Genomic DNA, 24,537 nt, shown 5'->3' on the forward strand with positions numbered 1-24,537 from the left:
GGAGGAAATCAGGTCAGAGCCGTTTCGAATCGGAATAACGGATATTGGATACAAAATCCATAAAAATTCTGCGCCAAAGCAAAACGCGCCGAACCGGTGGCTCGACGCGCTGTTTGATCAGGGTTCAGGTGTCAGATTCAGCGCAGGCGCTGCCCGGTTTCGGGGTCGAACAGTAATGCGCGGTCAGGTCGGACCGAAATGCCAATTCGCTCGCCCTGCGTGCTGCGTTGATCGTCGCGTTCTTCGACAATCATCCGGTCGCCATTCGGCGTTACCAGGTAAGAATACGACACCCCGCCAAGCGCTTCGGTCAGGTCAACGGTGCAGGTCTCGCTGCCGCGATCAATCTGGATATGCTCTGGCCGAATGCCCAGCGTGACCTTGTTGGCCCCCGAAGGCACGGACGCCGTAACCGGAATCGACTGATTGAGTGCAGGATGACTGACCTGACCATCAACGACATCGCATTCCAGAAAATTCATCGCGGGCGAGCCAATGAAACCGGCCACAAACCGATTGTCCGGATCACGGTACAAATCCATCGGAGCGCCGACCTGTTCGATCCGCCCGTCCCGCAGCACAACGATCTTGTCGGCCATGGTCATCGCTTCGACCTGATCGTGCGTGACATAAATCATCGTCGCGCCGATTTCGTTGTGCAGTCGCGCAATCTCGACCCGCATCTCGACCCGCAACTCGGCATCGAGGTTCGAAAGCGGCTCATCAAACAGGAACACTTCGGGCCCGCGAACGATGGCGCGCCCGATGGCCACCCTTTGCCTCTGGCCACCCGACAAAGCCTTCGGCTTGCGTTTCAGGTACTGGTCCAGCTTCAGAATTTCCGATGCTTCGTGCACCTTCTTGTCGATTTCGGTTTTCGAGACGCCATTCATGCGCAAACCAAAGCCCATGTTCTCCGCCACCGACATGTGCGGGTAGAGAGCATAGGTCTGAAACACCATTGCCACGCCACGTTTGGCCGGGTCCATATGGGTTACATCCCGCGAACCGATGTTGATTTGCCCTTCGGTCGTTTCCTCAAGCCCGGCGATCATGCGAAGAAGGGTGGACTTGCCGCAACCTGACGGACCCACAAATACGCAGAATTCACCATCTTCGATCTCAAGATCTATGCCGTGAATGACCTGTGTCTGGCCGTACCGCTTGATCGCGCCGTTTAGTGTAACTCCGGTCATGTCGCATGCATCCTGTCTTTGCGGGTGGTCCTACGGGATTCTGGGAATTGCCATGCCTGAGCTTCGGCACCGATCTGATCGGCCACATGGCGGACACGGGGAATCCAGGCTTCGAGCTGGGTGAAATCCATCCGTTCCGTGAAGCCGGTTACGGAAATTGCGCCCAACATGCGCCCGCCCGAAGTCAGGATCGGGCATGCGATGCAGATGATGCCGGGCTCGTGCTCTTCATCGTCGATCGCATATCCGCGCTGCCGGATCAGTTCCAGATCCGCGCGTAGCGCCTGTTCCGAGGTAAGTGTCTTGTCGGTAAACCGGTGATAGCTTTGTTGCGACACCGCCTTGGTCAACGCCTCGTCATCCAGATGCGCCAACATCGCCTTGCCGACGCCTGTGCAGTATGCGGGGCCGACTTTGCCAGCTTGCGAGAACATCTCGACCGGCTGCGCTGCGTTACGTTTGTCGACATACAAAACCTGACTGGAATCAAGCTGTGCAAGGTGAACTGTTTCCCCTGTTTCCTGACTTAGCGCGTCGAGAAACGGGCGGGCAATCGGGGCCAGTGAGCTTTGGGTCCAGGCATCATGCGCCAACCGCACCAACCTCAGGCCAGGTGCATAGGTCTGACGGTCGGGATCGTAGGACAACATCCTTTGGTGGGTCAGCGATTGCAGAAACCGGTACAACGTCGCCTTGGGGAAACTGCTGTTGTCCAGCAGCTCCGCGAAACGGACCGGGCGTCCGAATGCAGCCACCTGATCCAGCACATCGCATGCTTTCCCAATTGTTCCTTCACCTGCCACGGGCGCTTTTCTCCTCCGTTTGCCCACGGCCGACAGCACGTGGGTCTTGACAAGACTAACCGAGTCGATGTGTAGTTTTCAATATATAAAACTAAGTTTCACTATGTGGAACCTAAATGTGGAAGCTAAGGGAGGAAACCATGCATTCCATCTACAAGCGCACAACGGCCGCGCTGGCCATGAGCGTTGCACTTGCCGTTCCGGCCTATGCCGAACTCACTGGTGAGCTGCGGATTTTCCTGGACACATCCAACCCGGCGCCGCGCGCGACGATGGAAGCGATGATCGGCCGCTTCGCTGAAAAGCACCCGGGGCTGGAAATCGAAACCACAGTGATCGACCGCGAGGCGTATAAGACGCAAATCCGCAACTTCCTGACCGCCGACACACCGGACGTTGCCACGTGGTATGCCGCCAACCGCATGAAGCCTTATGTCGAAGCAGGCCTGTTCGAGGATGTTTCGGACCTGTGGGCCGAGCCTGAGATTGCTGAAAACCTCGCCTCGACCAAGGGCGCGATGACCATCGATGACAAGCAATGGGGTGTACCCTACACCTACTACCAGTGGGGAGTTTATTACCGCAAAGACATCTTTGATGAGTTGGGCCTTAGCGAACCCACCACCTGGGAAGAGGAACTGGCCAACTGCCAGAAAATCGTCGACTCAGGCCGCGCCTGCTATACCATCGGCACCAAATTCCTGTGGACCGCAGGCGGCTGGTTCGACTACCTGAATATGCGCACCAACGGCTTCGACTTCCACAACCAGCTTGCCAATGGCGAAATCAGCTGGGAAGACGACCGGGTCAAGCAAACCTTCGCCAACTGGAAACAGTTGATCGACATGGGCGCATTCATCGACAATCACCAGACCTATAGCTGGCAAGAAGCTCTTCCCTTCATGGTCAACGGCGAAGCGGCTGCATATCTGATGGGGAATTTCGCTGTCGCGCCGCTAAGGGATGGCGGCTTGACCGACGATCAGCTGGACTTCTACCAGTTCGTGTCCATCAACCCTGATGTCGAAATGGCTGAAGATGCCCCGACAGATACATTCCACATTCCTGCGAACGCATCGAACAAGGAAGCAGCGCGTGAGTTCCTGCGCTTTGTGGTCTCTGCGGAAGAGCAGACCGAAATCAACAATGGCTCGAACCTTGGGCAATTGCCGGTGAACGCACAATCCTCGGTGGATGATGACAAGTTCCTCCAGCAGGGCTTCCAGATGTTGTCGTCGAACAGCCCGGGCGGCGTGGCGCAATTCTGGGACCGGGATGCACCGGCGGAAATGGCAAAAGTGTCTATGGAAGGCTTCCAGGAATTCATGGTCAAACCGGACAATCTGGACCGTATCCTGGCCAAGCTGGAACGCGCACGTGAGCGCATTTACGAAAACTAATCCGGTTGGGCCGGGCACACGCCCGGCCTGCACCTGAACCTGTGTAAGGCGGGTGCCAACCTGCCTTGCTCCTTCCACCTAAACCATGAGTATCCGCATGTCTGCCGTCGACGTCCCCGAACAGGAAAGCTGGTTTCACAGAAATCAGCAGCGCATCGCGCCCTGGCTGTTTCTGGCCCCCGGCCTGCTGTTCTTTATGGTCTATGTGATCATTCCGGTGTTTCAGTCCTTTAACCTGTCGCTTTATGAATGGGACGGTCTTGGTGCGGCTGAATATGTCGGGTTCCGCAACTACGAGGATTTGTACTGGGAATGGGTTGATCGGGATGCATTTTACATCTCTCTCAAAAACAACCTGATCTGGCTGATCCTGTATCTGGCTGCGATTCCCGCCGGCTTGTTCATTGCGCTGTTCCTGAACCAAACGGTCTGGGGCATTCGCCTCTACAAGTCGCTTTTCTTCTTCCCGTTCGTCATCTCTCAGGTCGTTGTGGGCCTCGTCTTCACATGGTTCTACGATCCGACTTTCGGACTTCTCAACGAGTTCCTGGGTTTTTTTGGCGCCGGACCGCTGAATGTCCTAGGAGACGAACGTTTTGTCACCTATGGCATCATCTTGGCGGGCCTCTGGCCTCAAACCGCGTATTGCATGATCTTGTACCTCACCGGTTTGAATGCCGTTGACCCCGAACAGATCGAAGCTGGGCGTCTTGATGGAGCCAAAGGCATGCGGATGCTCTGGCACATCATCCTGCCGCAACTGCGCCCGGCCACTTTCATCGCCTTCGTTGTCACCATCATCGGTGCTCTGCGCAGCTTTGACCTTATCTCGATCATGACGCAGGGCGGCCCCTTCGGTTCCTCCCGCGTCTTGGCTTACTACATGTTCGAGGTCGCCCTGTCCGAATACGGCTTCCGCATGGGGTACGGCGCGGCCATCGCGGTCATCCTGTTCCTGATCATGCTGTGCTTCATCGCTTATTTCCTCTGGTCAATGTACCGCGAAGAGAAGGGGCACTGAGATGTTTCCCAAACCCATCGAAAAACAACCCCGCTCGGCGCAGATTACCTATCAGGCCATGCTGCCACTGGCGCTGCTTCTGTGGTTGGGACCATTGCTGGCCGTCGCGCTGTTCTCTGTCAAACCGGCAGCGGATTTCACCAATGCAAACTACTGGGGCATGCCCTCCAGCTTTGAAGGCGCGTTCAACTACGGTCAGGTATTCTTCAACTCGGACATGCCGCGCTATCTGCTGAACTCGTTCATGATCACCATCCCAACGGTGATCGGAGCGGTCGCGCTCAGCTGCATGACGGGGTTTGCGCTGGGGATCTACAAATTCAAGTCAAACATCTGGATCTTCTTCATGTTCGTGGCGGGCAACTTCGTGCCGTTCCAGATCCTGATGGTTCCCGTGCGCGACCTGACGCTGCAACTGGGTCTCTACAATACAAAAACAGGGCTGGTCCTGTTCCACATCGCCTTCCAGACCGGGTTCTGCACCCTGTTCATGCGCAACTTCATCCGCGCCCTGCCCTTTGAACTGATCGAGGCCGCCCGGGTCGAAGGCATCAGCGAGTGGCGTATCTTCTGGTATGTCGTTCTGCCGCTTATGAAGCCTGCAATCGCTGCCCTCAGCGTCCTTATCTTCACGTTCATCTGGAACGACTACTTCTGGGCCGTGGTTCTGACCCAAGGCGCAGAAAGCCAGCCCGTGACAGCCGGTATCACAAGTTTCAACGCTCAGTTCCGGGCCGCCTACCAGTTAATGAGCGCAGGCTCGATCGTCGCCGCTTTGCCGCCTGTGGCCATGTTCTTTCTCATGCAGAAACACTTCATCGCGGGTCTGACCCTCGGAGCAGTCAAATGACCAAAATCACCTTTATCGGTGCGGGTTCCACGATCTTCATGCAGAACATAGTGGGCGACGCGCTGCTGACCCCCGCGCTTGCCGACAGCCATTTTGCACTGATGGATATCAACCCGGTGCGCCTGGCGGAAAGCGAGGCCGTAGCAAGGGCGATGATCCGTTCGGTTGGAACCGGCGCGACCGTGTCCACCCACACCGACCGTCGGTCAGCATTGGATGGGGCGGACTTCGTAATCACCGCGTTCCAGGTCGGGGGATACCAGCCCTGCACTGTCACCGATTTCGAGATCCCCAAGCAATATGGCTTGCGTCAGACCATCGCCGACACGCTGGGGGTTGGCGGCATCATGCGCGGGTTACGGACCGTTCCGGTTCTCTGGGACGTGGCGCAGGACATGATGCAGCTTTGTCCCGACGCGACGCTGCTGCAATACGTCAACCCGATGGCCATCAATACATGGGCCCTGGCGGAAAGATTCCCGTCGCTGAAACACGTGGGCCTCTGCCATTCGGTCCAGAACACGGTCGAGGAACTGGCCCACGATCTGGACTTGCCCAAAAGCGATATCCGCTACCGGGTGGCCGGCGTCAATCACGTCGCCTTCTTCCTTCGACTCGAGCACGCGGGGCGCGATCTCTACCCAGCCCTGCGGCAAGGCTACGCCACCGGGAAGCTTCCCAAAGCCCCTCTTTTGATGCCGCGTTGCCCCAACAAGGTGCGCTACGAGGTGATGGACCATTTGGGCTATTTCTGCACGGAAAGCTCCGAGCATCTGGCCGAATACGTTCCGTGGTTCATCAAGGACGGGCGCGATGATCTGATCGAGCAGTTCTCGATTCCGCTGGACGAGTACCCGACCCGGTGCGAGGAACAGATCGCCGACTGGCAGCAGAAGGCAAAAACTCTGACTGATGGGGGCAACATAGACGTGATCCGCAGTCACGAATTCGCCGCCGACCTCATGAACGCCATCATCACAGACGAACCTTATACGGCCTACGGCAACTTGCCAAACACCGGCCAGATTCCGCAACTTCCATTGGGCGCTGCGGTGGAAACGCCATGTCTGGTGGACAGCAACGGTGTTCAGCCTTCGATTGTGGCTGATGTTCCGCCACAACTGATCGCCCTGATGCGCACTCAGATCAACGTGCAGGAATTGACCGTCCGCGCCCTGACCGAGCAGAACCCGGAGCATATCTATCACGCGGCCATGATGGACCCACACACCGCAGCGGAACTGGACCTGCGGCAGATCCGAGGCCTGGTTACCGATCTGCTGACTGCCCATTCCGACTGGCTTCCCGATTGGTGCCGCCCGGCCCGCGCGGCCTGACCTTCATCTTTTCACAAATACTCAAACCCAACCCGAACCACGAAAAGCAAAACAAGAAATGAAAAAGCGCCGCTCACAACACTGGTACGGAAAACTCGACAAAGATGGGTTCATCCATCGCTCCTGGATGAAAAACCAGGGATTTCCTGATCATGCCTTTGACGGGCGCCCAATCATCGGCATTTGCAACACCTGGTCTGAATTGACACCCTGCAATTCAGGCCTGCGCGATCTGGCCGAGGGCGTGAAACGCGGCGTTTGGGAGGCCGGTGGCTTTCCCGTCGAATTCCCGGTGATGTCGCTGGGCGAAACCCAGATGAAGCCCACCGCCATGCTGTTCCGCAATCTGCTGGCGATGGATGTCGAGGAATCTATCCGCGCCTATGGCATCGACGGCGTCGTGTTGCTGGGCGGTTGCGACAAGACCACGCCGGGCCAGTTGATGGGTGCGGCCTCGGTTGATCTGCCCTCGATCGTCGTCAGCTCGGGCCCGATGCTGAACGGCAAGTATCGCGGGCAGGATATCGGTTCCGGCACCGACGTGTGGAAATTCTCCGAGGCTATACGCGCGGGGGAAATGACCCTGCAGGATTTCATGAACGCAGAATCCGGCATGTCCCGCAGCGCAGGTGTTTGCATGACGATGGGCACGGCCTCGACCATGGCGTCTCTGGTCGAGGCGATGGGCATGAGCCTGCCGACCAACGCTGCCCTGCCCGCTGTCGACGCCCGCCGCATGGCGCTGGCGCATATGACCGGCAAGCGGATTGTCGAGATGGTCGACGAAGACCTCAAACCCTCGGACATCCTGACCAAAGAAGCTTTCGAGAACGCCATCCTCGCCAATGCCGCCGTCGGTGGTTCGACCAATGCGGTTGTCCACCTGCTGGCTCTGGCCGGTCGTGTTGGCGTGGATCTGACACTCAAGGATTTCGAGATCGGGTCCGAAATTCCCCTGCTGGTCAACTGCATGCCTTCGGGAAAGTACTTGATGGAGGATTTCTGTTACGCAGGCGGCGTTCCGGTTGTTCTGAACGAGCTCAAACCCTTTCTGCGCCCGGCCAGAACAGTTTTGAACAAGGATATTTCCGCCCATTACGAGGGTGCCGAATGCTTCAACACAGACGTCATCCGTCCCTTTGCCGATCCGGTGAAACCCGCCGCGGGCCTGCGGGTTCTTCGCGGCAATCTTGCACCCAACGGTGCCATCGTGAAACCTTCGGCGGCCACGGACGCTCTGCTTGAAACCGAAGGCGAGGCATATGTTTTCGAGAGTATCGAAGACCTAAAGGCCAATATCGACCGCGACGATCTGCCGGTGACGCCCGAAACTATTCTGGTCCTCAAAGGATGCGGCCCCAAAGGTTATCCGGGGATGCCCGAGGTCGGCAACATGCCGATCCCCGCCAGGCTGGTGAAAGAGGGCGTGCGCGACATGATCCGCATTTCCGACGCCCGTATGTCCGGCACCGCATATGGCACTGTCATCCTGCATGTCAGCCCCGAGGCGCAGGCCGGTGGCACGCTGGGCTTGGTCAAAACCGGTGAGCGCATCCGGGTTTCCGCCAGCAAGGGCGAACTGGAACTGTTGGTCGATGAAAAGGAACTGGACGCCCGCCGCGCCGCGTGGCAACCGGACGACCCCCATTATTCCCGCGGCTACGCGAAACTCTATATCGACCACGTGCTACAGGCCGATCAGGGAGCAGACCTTGATTTCCTTGTCGGCAAAGACACCCGCCTTGTGACCCGAGAGAGCCACTGATGACCCAAGCCGCCACATTCCACGACCTCAACGGCGCGTCCGTTTTCATCACCGGCGGCGGATCGGGCGTCGGAGCGTCCCTGACCGACGGATTCCTCGCACAGGGCGCAAATGTTGCCTTCATTGGCCGCTCGGACGCCAGCGCTTTTGTCGACGAGATGCACGAGAAGCACGAGCGCGCACCGTTGTTCTTGCAGGGCGACATCACCGATACAGAGTTGCTGCACGCGACCATGGCAAAAGCCGCCGAGGCTTACGGGCCGATCAAGGTGCTGGTCAATAACGCTGCGAACGACAAACGGCACGGACTGTCCGAAACCACCACGGAGTTCTGGGACTGGATGATTGAGGTAAACCTCAAGGCTTATTACTTCGCGTGCCAGGAGGCCGCGCGGCAAATGCAGGAGGCCGGCGGGTCGATCATCAATTTCTCTTCAATCAGCTACATGATGGGCAACGCGGGATATCCGATCTACACCACATCGAACGCCGGGATCACGGGGATGACAAGGTCGCTTGCGCGCGAGTTGGGTCCGCAGAAAATCCGCGTGAACGCGCTGGCCCCCGGTTGGGTTCTGACGCAGAAACAGCTGGACATGTGGGCCACGCCCGAGGATTTGGCGGCACATATGGAGCGCCAATGTCTGAAAGAACACCTGACACCGGACGACATGATTGCGCCGACACTGTTTCTGGCTTCGGACGCCAGCCGCGCGATGACGGGGCAGTGCATGGTGGTCGATGGCGGCGTCGTTGTTACGGGGTGAGAACATGAACACAGAATGGATCGCGGTTGATTGGGGAACCTCCCATCTGCGCGCCTGGGCAATGCAAGGCGATTCCGTACTGGATCACGCCCAATCCGACCGGGGCATGTCACGTGTTGCGGGGCGCGATTTTCAGCAGGCCCTGCTGGACCTGATTGGAGGCTGGCTTGGCGCCGGCCCGACCGATGTGGTTGCCTGCGGCATGGTTGGCGCCCGGCAGGGTTGGGTCGAGGCCCCCTACTCTGCGGTTCCGTCCGCGCCGCTTCCGGAAATGCCAATCCGTGTGCCGGACACTGATCCGAGTATTCGCGCGTTTGTGGTGCCGGGACTAAAACAGAGCGATCCCGCCGATGTCATGCGCGGCGAAGAAACCCAGATCGCAGGATTTCTGGCAACACGTCCAAACTGGGACGGTGTGATTTGCTTGCCCGGGACACACACGAAATGGGTTCAGGTCAGCGCTGGCGAGGTCGTAAGTTTCCGCACGTTCATGACCGGCGAAATGTTTGATCTGCTTCAGGGGCAATCGGTCCTGCAACACTCGGTTGGCACCGGCTGGGATGAGGCCGCTTTTGCGGAAGCCTTATCAGACACCCTTTCAAAGCCGGAGCAGATGGCGGCCCGTCTATTCGGCCTGCGCGCGGCTGACCTACTGCATGGCCAGGGCAAGGACGGGGCGCGCGCGCGCCTTTCCGGTATTTTGATCGGTGCGGAACTTGCAGCCACGCGCCCCTACTGGCTGGGCCAACAACTGGCCATCATTGGCGCGGAAGGACCATCAGAGGTTTACGCCAAGGCGCTACAGCTACAAGGTGCGTTTGTGGAAACGGCGGACGCCACTTTAGTAACACTGGCAGGTCTGGCTCAAGCGCGTCAACTCACGAGGCAAACCGCATGAGCCGTCCGATCATAGCCATTTTGCGCGGATTGCGCCCGGATGAGGCAGTCCCAGTTGGTCAAGCGCTGCTTGAGGCCGGTATCGACCGGATCGAAGTCCCCCTGAACTCTCCTGACCCGCTGGAGAGCATCCGCATTTTGTCCGCCACCTTCGGCGGTCGCGCTCTTATCGGTGCAGGAACCGTGCTGACACCTGAACAGGCCGAGGCAGTTGCAGCCGCAGGCGGGAGACTGATCGTTTCCCCGAATTGCGATGTGGATGTCATCAGAAAATCCGTTGCGCTGAACATGCAAAGCTGGCCGGGCGTCTACACACCAACCGAGGCATTCGCTGCACTTCGCGCCGGCGCCACCGGGTTGAAACTGTTTCCCGGCATTCTTGCCGGTCCCACAGGACTGGCAGCGTTGCGCCCTGTCCTTCCCGACGGAACACTGGTATTTGCCGTCGGCGGAGCGGGCCCGGACAACTTCCGGGACTGGATCAGGGCAGGCGCGGACGGTTTCGGAATCGGATCAGCCCTGTTCAAACCCGGAATGAGCGTCACGGAGATTGCCGACCGCGCCGGAAAGATCGTGGCGGCGTATGATGAGGCCGTGGAATGACCGAAATCTATGACGAGCGTCCCTGCGCGTTGGGCGAAGGGCCGCTCTGGCATCCGGAACGGCAGCAGTTGTTCTGGTTTGACATCCTTAACCGGTGCCTGATGACAAGGGATCAATCCGGGCAAAAAAGCTGGGATCTTGCCGAACATGTTTCTGCAGCTGGCTGGGTGGATCTCGACACGTTACTGATTGCGTCGGAAACGGGATTGTGGCGCTTTGGCCTGAGCAATGGCAGAAAGGAACTGGTCACACCGCTTGAAACCGATAACCCGGTGACACGTTCGAATGACGGGCGGGCTGACCCTTGGGGCGGATTCTGGATCGGGACCATGGGCAAAAACGCTGAACACGGCGCCGGGGCGATCTACAGATATTGGCGGGGTGAATTGCGGCAACTGGTCCCGGACGTGACAATCTCGAACGCGATTTGCTTCGCACCTGACAGGTCCTGCGCGTATTTCACGGACACCGCTGTCGGGCAGGCCCGGCGTTGGGCGCTGGAAGGCAAAACCGGGTGGCCCATTGGCGACAGCTCGGTGTTTTTGGACTTTCGCGAAGCCGGTCTGAACCCTGACGGAGCCGTAACGGATGCCGCAGGCAACATCTGGATCGCGCAATGGGGGGCTGGCCGTGTCGCTGTTTACAGTCCCGAGGGCAGTTTTCTCCGCGCGGTTTCCGTTCCGGCCGCCCACACCTCGTGCCCCGCATTCGGTGGTGAAGACCTGACCACTTTGTTCTGCACAACGGCCCGCCAGGGTCTGGATGCGGACGTAATCGAAGCACAACCCACCAATGGCATGACCTTCGCCGCCCGCGGCGCTGGTCAGGGTAGGGCAGAATATCGGGTCATCCTATGAAGCCGGAATTGGGCGTTTGCTATTATCCCGAACATTGGCCCGAGGAAATGTGGGAAAATGACGCCAGAAGCATGATCGAGGCCGGCCTGCATTGGGTTCGGATCGGGGAATTTGCCTGGAGCCGGATGGAACCGCAACCGGGAGAATTGCAGTTCGACTGGCTGGACCGGGCGATTGAAACGCTTGGCTCGGCCGGTCTTAAGATTGTTCTGGGTACGCCAACGGCAACACCACCACGCTGGATGATGGACCGCCATCCGCACATGCTGGCAGTGGACGCTGTGGGGAACCCTCGAAAGTTTGGATCAAGGCGTCACTATTGCTTCAGTCACAAGGGTTACGCGAACGAATGCGGCCGCATCGCCCGGATCATGGGTGAGCGGTACGGGCGCAATCCTCATATCGTGGCCTGGCAAATCGACAACGAATACGGCTGTCATGACACCACAATCAGTTACAGTCCGGCGGCCTTGCAGGCTTTCCGCCTTTGGCTCGCCGCCGAATACACGAGCATAGACGCGCTGAATGAAGCCTGGGGTAACGTGTTCTGGTCAATGGAATACAGTGAATTCGACCAGATCGACCTTCCAAACCTGACGGTGACCGAGCCGAACCCGGCGCATGTCCTGGCCTTTCGTCGCTTCAGTTCTGATCAGGTCGCGGCTTTCAATAAGGTGCAGGTAGATGAACTGCGTCCGCTGACGGATGCACCATTGCTGCACAACTACATGGGCCGCGTGTTGGAATTCGACCATTTCGCGGTGGGCAAAGACCTCGATATCGCCACGTGGGACAGCTATCCCATCGGTTTTCTGTCTGACAGGCTTGAAGCGGATGAGGATCATAAATCTGCGTTTCTGCAGCAGGGTGATCCGGACATGCAGGCCTTTCACCATGATCTTTATCGTGCAGTTGGTCACGGGCGCTGGTGGGTGATGGAACAACAGCCCGGACCGGTGAACTGGGCCCCCTATAACCCAGCCCCCCTGCCCGGAATGGTTCGGCTTTGGTCCCTTGAGGCCGTTGCCCATGGTGCCGAGGTGATCAGCTACTTTCGTTGGCGGCAGGCCCCGTTCGGGCAGGAACAGATGCATGCCGGTCTGTTGACACCGGACAATCGCCCCGCTCCTGCATTGGATGAGGTCAGGCAGACCGCAGACGTTCTGACCGGATTGGGGGAAGTGAGGCCATCGCGTGCTCCAGTTGCAATCGTGTTCGACTACGCCTCGGACTGGGCTTGGAGAACACAGCCGCAAGGTGCCGGTTTCGATTACTTTCGGCTGGTTTTTTCGGCCTATTGCGCCCTTCGCCGTGCTGGGTTGTCTGTTGATTTCGTAACTTCAGCGGACAAGTCCGCGGAAAAGTACAGGCTGATCCTTGCCCCCGGTCTGGCAACGCTGGATGACGGGTTTGAAAGCAGGCTGTCGGAAAGCTGTGATCTTGCCATCCTCGGGCCCCGAACAGGGGCAATCACATCTGAATTTCAAATACCCCAGACAGGCCGTCCCGGCCTGAAGGCACTTAGTTGCAATGTTGACCTTGTGGAAACGCTACCCCCCAACGTTGACCGCGCGGTCGTCGGCGGCGGAGCTGCGAAACACTGGGTCGACCGCGTGTCAGGGGACGCCCCCAATCTGCTTCTGTTTCAGGACAAGTCCCCGGCGCTGAAAGGCGCTGATGGGCTTTGGTATCTGGCGGGGTTTCCGGACGAGGCCCTTTGGGACCGCGTGATTGCTTTGGCCGCTCAAGAGATTGGCCTGTCCTTGCAACCAATGCCACGTGGCCTGCGCCGCCGCGAAACTGCGGATCACGAGATCCTGATTAACTACAACGCTGATCCCGTGGAATGGAACGGCCATGTAATTGATGGATGCGATGTGATCATCCTAAATCGCAAACCGCCCGAACAAGACTGACTTGTCCGGGCGGTGGTCTGGTGTTGGGCGAGTTACGTCTAGTCGCCGCTGTTCAGGCTGTTGGGGTCAAATGCCCCGCCGAAACCCCCGCTTCCACCGTTCGAATCCGAGGGCTGTTCTTCGGGTTCCGAAGCACCGTCGCTCTCCTCTCCGCCCAGTGTATTTGGCGCGAACACGTTTCCAAAGCCGCTGTTGTTCGACGGTTTCGGAGCCGATTGCTGGGCGTCGCCCTGTTCGGCCTGTTCCGCCTCGCGCTTTTTGCGCTGTTCTTCGCGCTGCTTGCGCAGCTCCTGAATCCGCTGTTCTGCCTCTAGGCGCTTCTCTTCTTTCACATTGGCAATGCACTGCGCGGGGTTATAGGCCGTAGCAGTACCCACAACGGTGATCGTTGCGACCGAGAAGATAACCAGCAATACGGCGGCGGTGTTGCCTGAAAAGAAGCTGGGCAGTTTGATCTTGCCAGCCAATTCCTCAACTGTGGCCTGCTTGCGGGCCGCCGCGACCAGTTCCTGACGTTTCAGCTTTGCCTCGTTCAGCAAGGCAAAAAACACGGTCAGCGCCACGATGATGAAGGCCAGGGCCGAGATCGCAGGCGTGATACCATAGCGGACCTTCTGCGCCAGTTCGATTGTCAGGGTCGGGTATTCACCGAAGGTGAAGGTGGTCGTGTTGTAGTTCTCGAACGAAGCGAGGAACGCCAACACTGCCGCCGACGCAATCGCAGGGCGCATGAAGGGCAACAGAATCTTGCGGAACGCCTGGGCATGGCTTGCCCCGAGATCCAGCGCCGCTTCGGTCAATGCCACATCATAGCGCTGCAGACGCGCTACCAGCACCAGCATGCAATAGCTGGCAATAAAGGTGGACTGGCCGATCACCGTCAGGAAGATACCGTTGGACAGGAAGCTGTCAGCCCCCAGGCCCAGAAACCGGTTGATCCTGTCCCAAAAGACCAGGGTCGAGATACCCAGAACAACACCTGGGATCAGGATCGGCGCGATGATGACGGTGTAGTAGGTCGCCCGAAGCTTGGGCCAGATCTGGGTCAGCATCAGCGCCCCGGCCAGACCCATCGCCACCGACAGAACAACCGTTCCGGCACCGATGATTAGCGAGTTCTTGATGCCATTCAGAATACGCTGATCCTGAAACAGCTCGCCGAACCACTGGAAGGTTAGGCATTCCCACGGACTCATCCTCGGGAACCCGGACGAGTTGAAAGCGGTAATCGACATGATCACCAGCGGGCCCAGCAGGTACAGGAAAAAGATGACCAGATAGACCCAGATGCTTATGCGGAGGAAGGAATTATTCATTTCCCGATGTCCCCCATGTTCACTTTGAACACACGCATCATCGCCAGAACGAACAGGATACAGGTCACCAGCAGCACGATGGCGTAGGCGGCCCCCTGCGGCCAGTCATTGTTGTCGTTGAACTGCTGATAGATCAGCTGCGTGAACCACAGCGACGATGGACCGCCCAGAATCTGTGGCGCGGCCAGCGCACCGGCGGACAGCATGAACACCATGGTACAGCCAGAACTGATACCCGGCTTGGCATATGGAATGACCACGCGCCAGTGAATCCGCCACCAGGGCGCACCCAGATCCCGCGCCGCTTCGATCTGGTTTTTGTCCAGACTTTCAATGACGTTATACATCGGGAAGATCATCAGCAGGATGTAGGCATAGCCCAGACCCGCATAAAGCGCGATATCGTTGCGGATGAAGTCGAACGGCGTATCCCAGATCCCCAGTCCCACGAACAGCGTATTCAGAACACCGGTCTCGCCAAAGATAATCCGCAGGGCAAAGGCGCGCAGGATTTCATTGATCCAGTATGGAATGATCAACATGATCGCGAAAATACGGATTTGATTGCCCTCGGTCTGGCCGAGGTAATAGGCAATCGGATAACAGATGATCAGGTTGAAGATCGTCACACAGACCGCCGCGACAAGCGTTCGAAAGAACACCCGCAGATCGACCACGTTATAATCCTGACTACCACCTTCGGGGCCATAGATCAGGTATTTGTAGTTCTCCAGCGTATAAACGTCCTTGGGCCCGCCGATTTCAGGCGGCGGAAGGTTTGGACGGAAAGAGAAGTCCAACATCGACAGCTGAGGCAAAATGATCAGGCCAATGGTCCAGAAGACCACCAAACCCAAAATTGCCAGTCCCATGCCGGTGCCGTTGCGATTGAAAAATTCTTTCAGAAACCGGGGCATAAGTTCTTCCCCTTATTCCGCTGCCAGCTCACCAGCAGGAACCAGAACCGCGTTGCGGGTCTCGTATTCCAGCGTGATGTTCCGACCGGTGTGATCCTCGAAAGACTGTCCGTTGTTCGGGATCGACACTTTGATCTCTTTGCCGCCTTCACCTTCGGTGAAAATGTTAAAGACGTTGCCCTCGAATTCTTCGTGGTTGACGCGGGCAGTGACGAAATGATTGCCCGTTGCACTGTCCGGCGCTATGGCGAAGGCTTCGGGACGAATGAACATCATCGCGTCGTCGCCTTCCTTCATCTTGCCCTGATTGGCGGTCGAAATCCGTGCAACCAGCTCACCCGAGCGGTTGGTCGAAATCAGGGCCTCATTGCCCATCACCTGCTTGATCTTGCCGCGGAAGACGTTGTTTTCGCCCACGAAAGAGGCTGCAAAAGCCGTATTGGGATCGTTGTAAATGGTTTTACCGTCGGCGATCTGGTCGATGACACCTGCTCGCATCACGGCGATGTTGTCCGACATGGTCAGCGCCTCACCCTGATCGTGCGTGATGTAGATGAACGTGATGCCCACACGCTGTTGAATTTCTCGCAGTTCGGTCCGCATGTGCTGGCGCAGCTTGAGGTCCAGGGCGGACAGTGGTTCGTCCAGCAACAGCACATCGGGTTCGGCACACAGGGCACGTGCGATTGCCACACGCTGACGCTGACCGCCCGACAATTCGCTGGGCAGTTTGTCGCCCTGCCCCGGCAGCGCGATCATGTCCAGCAGTTCGTCCGCACGTTTGCGACGTTCGGCAGCGCTGGCGCCCTTGATTTCCATCGAGAAGGTGATGTTTTCCCAGACCTTCATCAGCGGAAACAGGGCAAGGTTTTGAAAGATCAGCGCAGTAGGACGCTTGTTGGGCCCGATCCCCCGCATATTGTTGCCGCCGATCAGGACGTTCCCTTCACTCGGCTCCAGAAAACCCGACACAGCGCGCAGGATGGTTGTCTTGCCGCAGCCCGAGGGGCCGAGGAACGAAAAGAAGTCGCCCCCGTTGATATTTACGTTTGCATCTCGCACGGCGACAAAATCACCGAAACGGATCCACAGGTTTTCCAGATCGACTCCGACCCCTGCACTCATTTTTGGTATCTCCCTGGAGCACGGCCCGCGACCGTGTCACATTTCAGTCCGTCGCACCGGGGCGGCGTACGGAAACAGCCCCCCGCGCCAGCGCGAGGGGCCAGATTTCAAGGCGATCAGGCGCTCTTGAACTTGTTGACGAACTCGGTCCGGGTTTCCGCGTACCAAGGTGCTTCGGCCGGCCACGGATTGAGGTTGGCCAGCGAGTCGCCTGGATAGGCCTCGGCGAAGTTCTTCTTGTAGGTGTCGCCCGAATATTGGTCGGCACCCAGCACCGGCGAGTTGTAGCCGTGGCTGTCAATTGCAACACCGGCAGGCTTGGCCTGATAGGCAAAGTCGATGAATGCATAGACCTGGTCGATATTCGCCGCACCTGACGGCATCGAAATACCGTCAACCCAGGCCATCGCACCTTCAACAGGCGCCTGATAGTGCACAGGCTCACCGGCAGATTTCAGGGCCAGCGGCGGGCCGTCCCATGTTTGGCCGACAACAACGCCTTCATTCAAAAGACCGTTCTTCTGTGTGTCCGCGTCGTTCCAGATCAGCTTGATCCGGTCCTTGCGCGCGATACACCAGTCGGCGATCTGACCCCAGACTTTGCGCATGGTCTCTTCGTCGCCATATGCGGCCCAGACCGAACCCGGCTCCATCTCACCGGAACGCTCCATATAAAGACCGGCGCCCAGCATCATCGAGTGCGCGCGGCCCATGGTCTTGCCGGCGTTTTCCTCGGACCAGACGTCGCCATAAGACGGTGCGTCGCCTTCAGGCAGCCACAGATCGGTGCGATATGCGATGCCTTCGGTGCCCCAGATATGCGGCAGCCAGTGCGCGCCACTATCGCCGAAGTTCCAGGCATCCGTGCCGATCTTCGCCATCGCCGGGTTCACCAGATCAATCGGAACCTTGTTCATGTCAAACGGCTGCAGCAGTTCCAGCGGCTCCCACTGGAGCGAGCGGTTGTTGGTGGGCGAGATGATGTCAAAGCCCTGGCCTTTGGTGGCCTTCATCTTGTTGATGATTTCTTCGTTCGACCCGATACCGGTGTAGTTGACCTTGATACCAGTCAGGGTCTCGAACTCTTCGATGAAGGACGGCGGCAGGTAATCCGACCACATCAGGATGTTGATCTCACCCGAAGATGCCAAAGCGGACTTGCTGTATAGTGGCGCTGCCAGCGCCGCTGCACCGGCCCCTTTAAGGACTGTACGACGTGTTACAGTTTTACGGTTTTCCATTGAGTGTACTCCCATTGTTGGAACGTCTTGTTTTTGTTTTGTAGTCGCAGGCTAGAACTTTGCGGCAAGCCTGTCAGGCCAAAAGTGACAGTTGACAAAAATAATAGGTCCAGATCGTCGGCCAACCGATTGGAAAACCTGGTTAAGCCACTGAGCCATCACGCCAGATGGCCAGGTCACACGGGCCAATACTGGCTCGTCCGACCAAAAATCGGCGGCTTTTGTCTTCAGGCAATGTTACTGCGACGTCACCAAAATTGAATGCGAATGTCAGGTCGCCACGGCGGGTGATGCGCACGTCAGGCCCAAGATCACTGCCAATTACTCCTGCCCAGTCCAAAGTTTCGGCGACAATCGCGTGCAGCAGCCCTTTTCGCGGAATCATCGCCAGGTAAGTGGCACGCGCCGAACGCACGGCCGCCGGGCTTCCATCGCGGTAGGGGCTTTCGAATCGCGCGATAACGTCCTGATCCGTCTCCACGATCTCGCGCCAGCCTGTGAACCCATGCGTCTCTCCATTAGTCAGGCGAACGCGTTCTGCCGCCAAATCCGGCAGCGACTCCACCCGCAGGACACGCAGTCCGGTCAAATCTGACAAAAGTCCGGGTGCCAGCCCCTCGGGGGTATGCATGTCGGGCGTTTTGCTGCCAGACCGTGCGCCGATCAGCAATTTTGCCGTGCAGTTCTTCAGCTTCTCGGCAAGATCGGGTGTGATGATCATGCTTTGCGGCAATGCAACCAGCGCATAGCCTGACAAATCGCTGTCCGGCCCCACGAAATCCAGATCCACCCCATACCGCCGGAATGCGGCATACCATTCACGCACGATCTGCGCGTTTGGAAACGCATCGTCATGCGGAAGGATGTCCGCAGCCCAAATCGACTCGTAATCCAGCAGCATGGCGACCTGCGCCCTGTCACAGACTTGTTCCGGCAGGTTATCGCGTTCCGCTGCAACCTGCGCCAGCTCGACCGATGCCTGATCCGGGCTGCCATCCGATCTCAGCAACGCAGTATGGAATTGTTCCTGAGCGAACTTGGCCTGGCGCCACCGAAAAAACATCACTGCCTGAGCGCCATGCGCATAGGCCGCCCACGTCCATAGCCGCACCATTCCATCCGCTGGCGAGGGGTTTTTCTCTGCCCAATCTACCGGACCTGGCTGCTGTTCCAGCACCCACATCCGGCCATTTCCCTGACTTCGGCACAGATCGCAATGAAACCCCTGATAATCCGGTGCCCCGGTGCGTAGGTACCGGTGCTTTTCCTCGTCCGTCAGCGTCGAACCCAGCATGTTTCCCAGCGGGTAACTGTCGAAACCCACGATATCCAGATCAGCACCAACGGCGTGATGATCAAACTCGAAACTGCCCGCCATGAAGTTATGCGTGATGTCCCGGCCCGGTGAAAACTGCCGCAGGATATCCACCTGGGTCCGATTGAACAGCCGCACCCGGTCCGAAGAATACCGCGCGAAATCAAGCGAATGGGTCGGGTTGGGCATGGCAACCAAACCATTCGGCAGCCCGATCTGATCAAAGTCCGAATAGACCGTGCTCCAGAAAACCGTTCCCCAAATCCGGTTCAGGTTTTCAATCGTCGCGTACCGCTCGGCCAGCCAGCGCTGAAAACCGCGGCGCGCCGCGTCCGAATAGCTGAGAACGGTATCGTGGTCATTGTATTCATTGTCGATCTGCCAGGCGTGAACATGGGGGTTCTGCCCGTAACGGCGGGCATATTCGGTGGCGATCCGGCTGGCTTCAGCCAGGTAAATATCGCTGGAGAAACAGTAATGCCTGCGCGATCCGAACCCGCGCACCCGGCCATCCGGACCCACAGGAAGGATCTCAGGATGCTGATCAATCAACCATTTCGGCGGCGCGGCAGTGGGCGTGGACATCATCACGCGCAAGCCAGCCTCGCCCAGAATGCCAATCACCTCGTCCAGCCAGCCCCATTTGAACCGCCCGCGCTCAGGCTCGATCAGACCCCACGTGAACTCGGCAATGCGCACCCAGTCCAGCCCCATGTCCGCCATCCGCGCAGCATCGTCACGCCACTGCGACGCGTCCCATTGTTCCGGGTAATAGCAGACCCCAAGTTCCAGTTTACTCATCTGTTTTCTCTTGCGGTCCGCCGCTCGATCCATTTCAGGAAACTGGCGCAGCCAAGGGTAATGACCACGTACAAAATGGCCGCAGTGTTGAACGGAGCGAAAGGCAGAAAGCTGGCGGCCTGAAACTCGCGCATGCGCTGAGTCATGTCGCGCACCGACAGAATTGACAGCAATGACGTATCTTTGATCATGGCGATGAATTCATTGCCCAATGGGGGGGTCACGATCCGCAGCGCTTGCGGCAGAATGATCAGCCGCGCAGTCTGCCAGCGCGACAGGCCCAATGATCCGCCCGCCTCGATCTGTCCTCGTGGGATGGCCTCGATGCCGGACCGGAAGATTTCGGCCATATAAGCCGAATAGCCCACCGAAATGGCGATGATACCACGGGTCATATTGGTCATGTCGATGCCGCCGCCAGTGGCATCCTTTACCGCGCCCGCCAGCGGCAGACCGATGTAAAGGATGATCACCAGCATCGGTATGCCCCGGATCGTGTCCACAAAGAACTCGGCCCCGACCGCAAGAGGATGCAGTTTGTGCTGCGCCCCACCTATCGTCAGGGTCAGAAGCAGAAAGCCGAAAACCGCAAAGGCCAGCGCCGGGTTTCGGTATTTGTCGGGCAAAAAGCTGGTCTGCCAGATCACCGGGTACCCTTTGGTATTTGTCCCGGCGGGAACAAAGGCACCCGACACGCTGTCCACGGACTCGATCTGATCCAGCGCGCTGACGGCATCCGGTGCACTGCGAATGCGATATTGCTGACCTTCGCCGCCCTCGAATTCGCCAAACCGAATGATGTCTGCCTGCGCCTGCGGCGTACCGCGCACAATGGCAATGCGGGCCTCGGTTGTACCGATCAGTTCATAGCTGACCTGCGGCTGCATGAAGAAAAAGGCCGAGGCTGCCAGCAGGGCCAGACTGATCGAGCCATAGACCATCGTTGTTCTGGCCTTGGGCTTGAAAGACTGCAATCCGACCCAGATCAGCCCCAGGATCGCGGCAAAGATATAGGCAAATATTGCCGCCCGGAAGGTGATTGCGACACCGGTCGCAAACTGCCAGTGCGCCATGAACATCAGATAAAACAGTGCGGCACCGGTAAGAATCTCTAACCCCAACCGGACATAACCGCGCATGGCAGGTGGCAGGTTTGGCGAAATCAGGATCACGGCCACCAAAGCCGCATAGACGCAAAGCAGTACCTGCAAACCGCTCTGAACCTGTTGAACCACTTCCGGGAACAGTACCCATGTCTGTTCTGATCGGTCGATCAGTGCTGACGTGTTTTCGCTGAGTGAGTGAAAGAACACGGATTCGGCAAATGGCATCAAAATTTGTGGGGCCACGAAGCCCAGAACCGCCAGCGCTGCGGCCGCTGGCAATGCCGCCAAGGCCGCACCGCGCAACCACAAGGGCGCGACCGTCTGAAACCGGGCGTTGCGGGCGCAAAGATAACCCAGCGCGGCCACTGTCAGGATCAGCAGGAACCCGACAAAGATCGCGCCTGCATTGTTGCCAATACCCAGAATGGCAATCAGGGATCGCAGATATTTTGAAGACGTTGCAAAGAGATAGATGATAAACGGAGCCGCGGCGAGCAATACAAGATTGCTCGGCCGGATCGAGCTGAGGCGGGACATGGGATTTCTTCGACCTCTCTGCAGGGGTTGGATCCGGCGGTCAGAACCGCCGGACCATCTGTTCGTTCAGAAGATCACTCAGTACTCCAGTACTTGCCGACCAGGGCGTCCAGCGTGCCATCTTCCTTGATCGCCGCCAGCCCTTCGTTGATCGCGTCAACGGTGGCGTCACCTTCCTGAAACACGATGCCCAGCGGATCGGACTGCAGACCGGTGATGCCCACGGTCAGTTCACCTGCAAACTCCTGCTCGTAAGCCGCAGCCGAAGTTCCGTCGATGATGACGCCCTGCACATCGGCGTTCTGCAGTGCCAAAATGGCGGCCGAGAAATTATCATACAGGCTGACATTCTCACGCCCAACCAGTTCTTCGGCCAACTGTGCATTGGTGGTACCGGTTTGCGCCGCCAGTTTCTGGCCGCCAGCCTTGAAGTCATCCAGTGTCATGTCAGAGTTATCGACCTGCAGCAGGATGGCCTGGCTGACCACGATATAGGGGTCTGAGAAATCCATGGTTTCTTCGCGTTCCGGCGTGATCGACACGCCCGAGATCACCAGATCGAATTCGCCCTGTTGAAGCGCCGCAAAGATGCCGTCCCAGGCGGTGTTCACGAAGTTCGGAACGCAATTCACCTTTTCACAGATCGCGTTCATCACATCCACGTCAAAACCAACGATCTGGCCCGTGGATTCATCAACGGTTTCCATCGGTGGATAGGTGGCATCGGTTCCGATTTTGAGCACGCGCCCTTCCAGATCGGCGGCCATGGCCACGGGTGCGGTCAGCGCGGTCAGCGCCGCTGCGGCAAACAAGTTCTTGAACATTTTCGTCTACTCCTCTGTTGGTTCAGTTTGTGTGCGCCGTTTGCGGCGCGGCAGTGTCAGGTTGCCGCTCGATCAATCTGGCCCTGATCTTTTTTTGTGTCCTTGTGGGGTCAGCCCCCTCCAGCGTTTTCAGCATGTACTCGCCCAGCAATTGGCTGGTCTCTTCGATCGGCACATAATAGGTGCTGGGTGGCGGAACGAAGTACCGACTGAGTTGCAGGTCATCGGTCGAGATGACCACAAGATCCCGTCCAACCTTTACACCGGCGCGATGCGCGCCGGACAATACACCAAGCGTCATCGCTTCGTTTGCGCATATGCAGGCGCTGGGTCGGTTCGGCAGGCGCATCAGATCATCGAAAACCCGCTGCCCCGTTTTTGCAGTGACCGGACCGTTGAAGATCAGTTCCGGCTCTACCGGCAAGCCCCCGGCCAACAGCGCTGTGGCATAGCCTTGCTGTCGTTGCGTCGCATAAATCAGGTTCTTTGGCGGGTTGGCCAAGGCGATACGTCGGTGCCCAAGCCGGATCAGGCGCGCCGTTGCATCATGCGCTGCGGCCTGACTGTCCAGATCGACGTAGGCATGTGGGGCTTTGCTTTCGCTCATGCCCATGGTGACGAAGGGAAAGTCTTTTTTCTGCAGGAACGCGATGCGCGGATCGTCGTGTAATGTACCGGAAAAGATCACACCATCGGCCAGACCGTCCTGAACAATCCGGCCCAGTTTTGCCATCGCATCTGTGACGTCCGAGACGCTGAACACACTCAACTCATACCGCGACCCCTGAAGGGCACTGGAGATTCCAGCCACGATACGGGTGAATTCCACCCCTTCCCACTCATCGGCCGTTTCCGGGGATACGCTGACCAAAACCGCAATGCGATAGGATTTATTGGTGCGCAGTTTCAGCCCGTCCAGATTGACCCGATAGCCCATTTTGGCCGCGGCGGCCTGGATCACTTCGCGCGTTTCCGCCTTGACCGACGCCGCCCCGCGCAGCGCATTGGAAACGGTTCCCACCGAATAGCCGGTTTGTCTGGCTATCGACTTGATCGTCGCCCGCGCCATTACCCGACCCCGGCCAAAAACCGGTCGCGCAGGAAACGACGGCCAGAGTTCAGTATTTCTGAGTGGTTTTGCGTGTCGTCATGTTCAACAAAAATGTCAGTGCAGGCACTGTCGGCCAGGGCCTGCAACACCAGCGCCCAGTCGACCAGCCCCTGCCCCGGCGCACACCAGAGATCACCCTCGGGCCCGGCTCGGGGCTTCACGTCCTTTGCGTGCGCCGACGTTATCCGGTTGGAATATCGGTTCAGTAGATGGTGGGGTTCAGAAACGGCAGATGCCAGCCATCCGATATCCGGCTGCCAATACAACGCCTTTCTGGACAATATGATATCCAGCGGCGTTTCACCCCTGGGGCCGACCATTTCAAAGTCATGGTTGTGATACGCCAGACATATGCCGTGCTCAGCCAGACGCGCGGCCCAGTTTGCCAACTGGCCCGACACTACCCACCATCCCTGGGCAGTGTCGGGCCTGGCCTCGGGCGCCAGCCAAGGCATGACGGCCACTCGGCATTCCAAACCCTTCAGCAAGGTGATGATTTCTTCGAACCGGCTTTCGAAGTCTTCCCATTCAAAATGTGCCGACCGAACCTTCAATCCGGATTGCCCCACCTGCTTTGTCATTTCCGATACAGAGAGACCGTGAAACCCGACCGTCTCAACATCGGCAAATCCGCAGTGCGCGACCAGATCAAGCTGAGATCGTAAATCGCCAAGCTGGCGCACGGTATATAGCTGGGCTGATATCCGCATTTACACCGGTTTAAGTTCATTGAAACGTTTCAAACATCGTGAAACAACCCGCCATTCTTTGTCAAGCACCGAAAAAAGCTGATGTCCCGACCGGATTCCAAGACGGGTATTTGAGCAGAAGA

21 protein-coding genes are annotated in these 24,537 nt (G+C 58.1%); 10 read left to right on the forward strand and 11 right to left on the reverse strand.

The window, feature by feature from the left end:
* Positions 1-137 precede the first annotated feature (137 nt).
* Positions 138-1,196 carry an ABC transporter ATP-binding protein gene (locus ACR3EQ_RS21345; RefSeq protein ID WP_480492023.1) on the reverse strand — a complete coding sequence of 353 codons (1,059 nt, stop codon included), beginning with the start codon at positions 1,194-1,196 and terminating at the stop codon, positions 138-140.
* A complete protein-coding gene (locus tag ACR3EQ_RS21350) occupies positions 1,193-1,999 on the reverse strand; it encodes an IclR family transcriptional regulator (RefSeq protein WP_170611200.1) in 807 nt (268 codons plus the stop codon). Before ACR3EQ_RS21350 ends, ACR3EQ_RS21345 begins: the two co-directional genes overlap by 4 nt.
* Before the next feature lie 140 nt (positions 2,000-2,139).
* Here ACR3EQ_RS21350 and ACR3EQ_RS21355 point away from each other — a divergent pair, with 140 nt between their 5' ends.
* The 10 genes from ACR3EQ_RS21355 to ACR3EQ_RS21400 all read left to right on the forward strand — a co-directional run bounded on the left by ACR3EQ_RS21355 (position 2,140) and on the right by ACR3EQ_RS21400 (position 13,412).
* Positions 2,140-3,399, forward strand: a complete 1,260-nt coding sequence (locus ACR3EQ_RS21355) for an ABC transporter substrate-binding protein (protein WP_170611203.1) — start codon at positions 2,140-2,142, stop codon at positions 3,397-3,399.
* A gap of 97 nt (positions 3,400-3,496) precedes the next feature.
* A complete protein-coding gene (locus ACR3EQ_RS21360) occupies positions 3,497-4,420 on the forward strand; it encodes a carbohydrate ABC transporter permease (RefSeq protein ID WP_170611206.1) in 924 nt (307 codons plus the stop codon).
* A gap of 1 nt (position 4,421) precedes the next feature.
* Entirely contained in the window at positions 4,422-5,270 is an 849-nt protein-coding gene (locus tag ACR3EQ_RS21365) for a carbohydrate ABC transporter permease (protein WP_170619379.1), read from the forward strand.
* On the forward strand, positions 5,267-6,607 hold the full coding sequence (gene melA, locus ACR3EQ_RS21370) for an alpha-glucosidase/alpha-galactosidase (protein WP_170611212.1): 1,341 nt from the start codon (positions 5,267-5,269) through the stop codon (positions 6,605-6,607). Before ACR3EQ_RS21365 ends, melA begins: the two co-directional genes overlap by 4 nt.
* A 58-nt stretch (positions 6,608-6,665) precedes the next feature.
* On the forward strand, positions 6,666-8,372 hold the full coding sequence (locus ACR3EQ_RS21375) for an IlvD/Edd family dehydratase (RefSeq protein WP_480492025.1): 1,707 nt from the start codon (positions 6,666-6,668) through the stop codon (positions 8,370-8,372).
* On the forward strand, positions 8,372-9,139 hold the full coding sequence (locus tag ACR3EQ_RS21380) for an SDR family NAD(P)-dependent oxidoreductase (RefSeq protein WP_480492027.1): 768 nt from the start codon (positions 8,372-8,374) through the stop codon (positions 9,137-9,139). The genes ACR3EQ_RS21375 and ACR3EQ_RS21380 overlap by 1 nt, the downstream gene beginning before the upstream one ends.
* A 4-nt stretch (positions 9,140-9,143) precedes the next feature.
* The gene (locus ACR3EQ_RS21385) at positions 9,144-10,037 is read left to right on the forward strand and encodes a 2-dehydro-3-deoxygalactonokinase (RefSeq protein WP_480492029.1); all 894 of its coding nucleotides are present in this window, start codon (positions 9,144-9,146) and stop codon (positions 10,035-10,037) included.
* Positions 10,034-10,639, forward strand: coding sequence for a 2-dehydro-3-deoxy-6-phosphogalactonate aldolase (locus ACR3EQ_RS21390; RefSeq protein ID WP_480492031.1), 606 nt, complete (start codon positions 10,034-10,036; stop codon positions 10,637-10,639). The genes ACR3EQ_RS21385 and ACR3EQ_RS21390 overlap by 4 nt, the downstream gene beginning before the upstream one ends.
* Positions 10,636-11,496, forward strand: coding sequence for an SMP-30/gluconolactonase/LRE family protein (locus ACR3EQ_RS21395; RefSeq protein WP_480492033.1), 861 nt, complete (start codon positions 10,636-10,638; stop codon positions 11,494-11,496). The genes ACR3EQ_RS21390 and ACR3EQ_RS21395 overlap by 4 nt, the downstream gene beginning before the upstream one ends.
* Positions 11,493-13,412: a beta-galactosidase gene (locus ACR3EQ_RS21400; RefSeq protein WP_170815945.1), complete on the forward strand. Its 1,920-nt coding sequence runs from the start codon at positions 11,493-11,495 to the stop codon at positions 13,410-13,412. The genes ACR3EQ_RS21395 and ACR3EQ_RS21400 overlap by 4 nt, the downstream gene beginning before the upstream one ends.
* A gap of 38 nt (positions 13,413-13,450) precedes the next feature.
* Here ACR3EQ_RS21400 and ACR3EQ_RS21405 read toward each other — a convergent pair whose 3' ends face one another.
* The 9 genes from ACR3EQ_RS21405 to ACR3EQ_RS21445 all read right to left on the reverse strand — a co-directional run bounded on the left by ACR3EQ_RS21405 (position 13,451) and on the right by ACR3EQ_RS21445 (position 24,415).
* On the reverse strand, positions 13,451-14,728 hold the full coding sequence (locus ACR3EQ_RS21405; RefSeq protein WP_170611232.1) for an ABC transporter permease subunit: 1,278 nt from the start codon (positions 14,726-14,728) through the stop codon (positions 13,451-13,453).
* Entirely contained in the window at positions 14,725-15,645 is a 921-nt protein-coding gene (locus tag ACR3EQ_RS21410) for an ABC transporter permease (protein WP_170611235.1), read from the reverse strand. Before ACR3EQ_RS21410 ends, ACR3EQ_RS21405 begins: the two co-directional genes overlap by 4 nt.
* A 12-nt stretch (positions 15,646-15,657) precedes the next feature.
* Positions 15,658-16,770 (reverse strand): ABC transporter ATP-binding protein, encoded by a 1,113-nt coding sequence (locus ACR3EQ_RS21415; RefSeq protein WP_170611238.1) that lies wholly within the window; start codon positions 16,768-16,770, stop codon positions 15,658-15,660.
* Positions 16,771-16,886: 116 nt separating this feature from the next.
* Positions 16,887-18,011, reverse strand: coding sequence for an extracellular solute-binding protein (locus ACR3EQ_RS21420; protein WP_170611241.1), 1,125 nt, complete (start codon positions 18,009-18,011; stop codon positions 16,887-16,889).
* Positions 18,012-18,153: 142 nt separating this feature from the next.
* Positions 18,154-20,127: a beta-galactosidase gene (locus ACR3EQ_RS21425; protein WP_480441565.1), complete on the reverse strand. Its 1,974-nt coding sequence runs from the start codon at positions 20,125-20,127 to the stop codon at positions 18,154-18,156.
* Complete coding sequence (locus tag ACR3EQ_RS21430; protein ID WP_170611248.1) at positions 20,124-21,770, reverse strand: amino acid ABC transporter permease; 1,647 nt, start codon at positions 21,768-21,770, stop codon at positions 20,124-20,126. Before ACR3EQ_RS21430 ends, ACR3EQ_RS21425 begins: the two co-directional genes overlap by 4 nt.
* A gap of 74 nt (positions 21,771-21,844) precedes the next feature.
* On the reverse strand, positions 21,845-22,594 hold the full coding sequence (locus ACR3EQ_RS21435; RefSeq protein ID WP_170611251.1) for a basic amino acid ABC transporter substrate-binding protein: 750 nt from the start codon (positions 22,592-22,594) through the stop codon (positions 21,845-21,847).
* Between the two features lie 22 nt (positions 22,595-22,616).
* Positions 22,617-23,663 carry a LacI family DNA-binding transcriptional regulator gene (locus ACR3EQ_RS21440; RefSeq protein ID WP_480492037.1) on the reverse strand — a complete coding sequence of 349 codons (1,047 nt, stop codon included), beginning with the start codon at positions 23,661-23,663 and terminating at the stop codon, positions 22,617-22,619.
* Positions 23,663-24,415 (reverse strand): sugar phosphate isomerase/epimerase family protein, encoded by a 753-nt coding sequence (locus tag ACR3EQ_RS21445; protein WP_170611257.1) that lies wholly within the window; start codon positions 24,413-24,415, stop codon positions 23,663-23,665. The genes ACR3EQ_RS21440 and ACR3EQ_RS21445 overlap by 1 nt, the downstream gene beginning before the upstream one ends.
* Between the last annotated feature and the right edge of the window lie 122 nt (positions 24,416-24,537).

This window comes from Ruegeria sp. AN11, assembly GCF_056536005.1.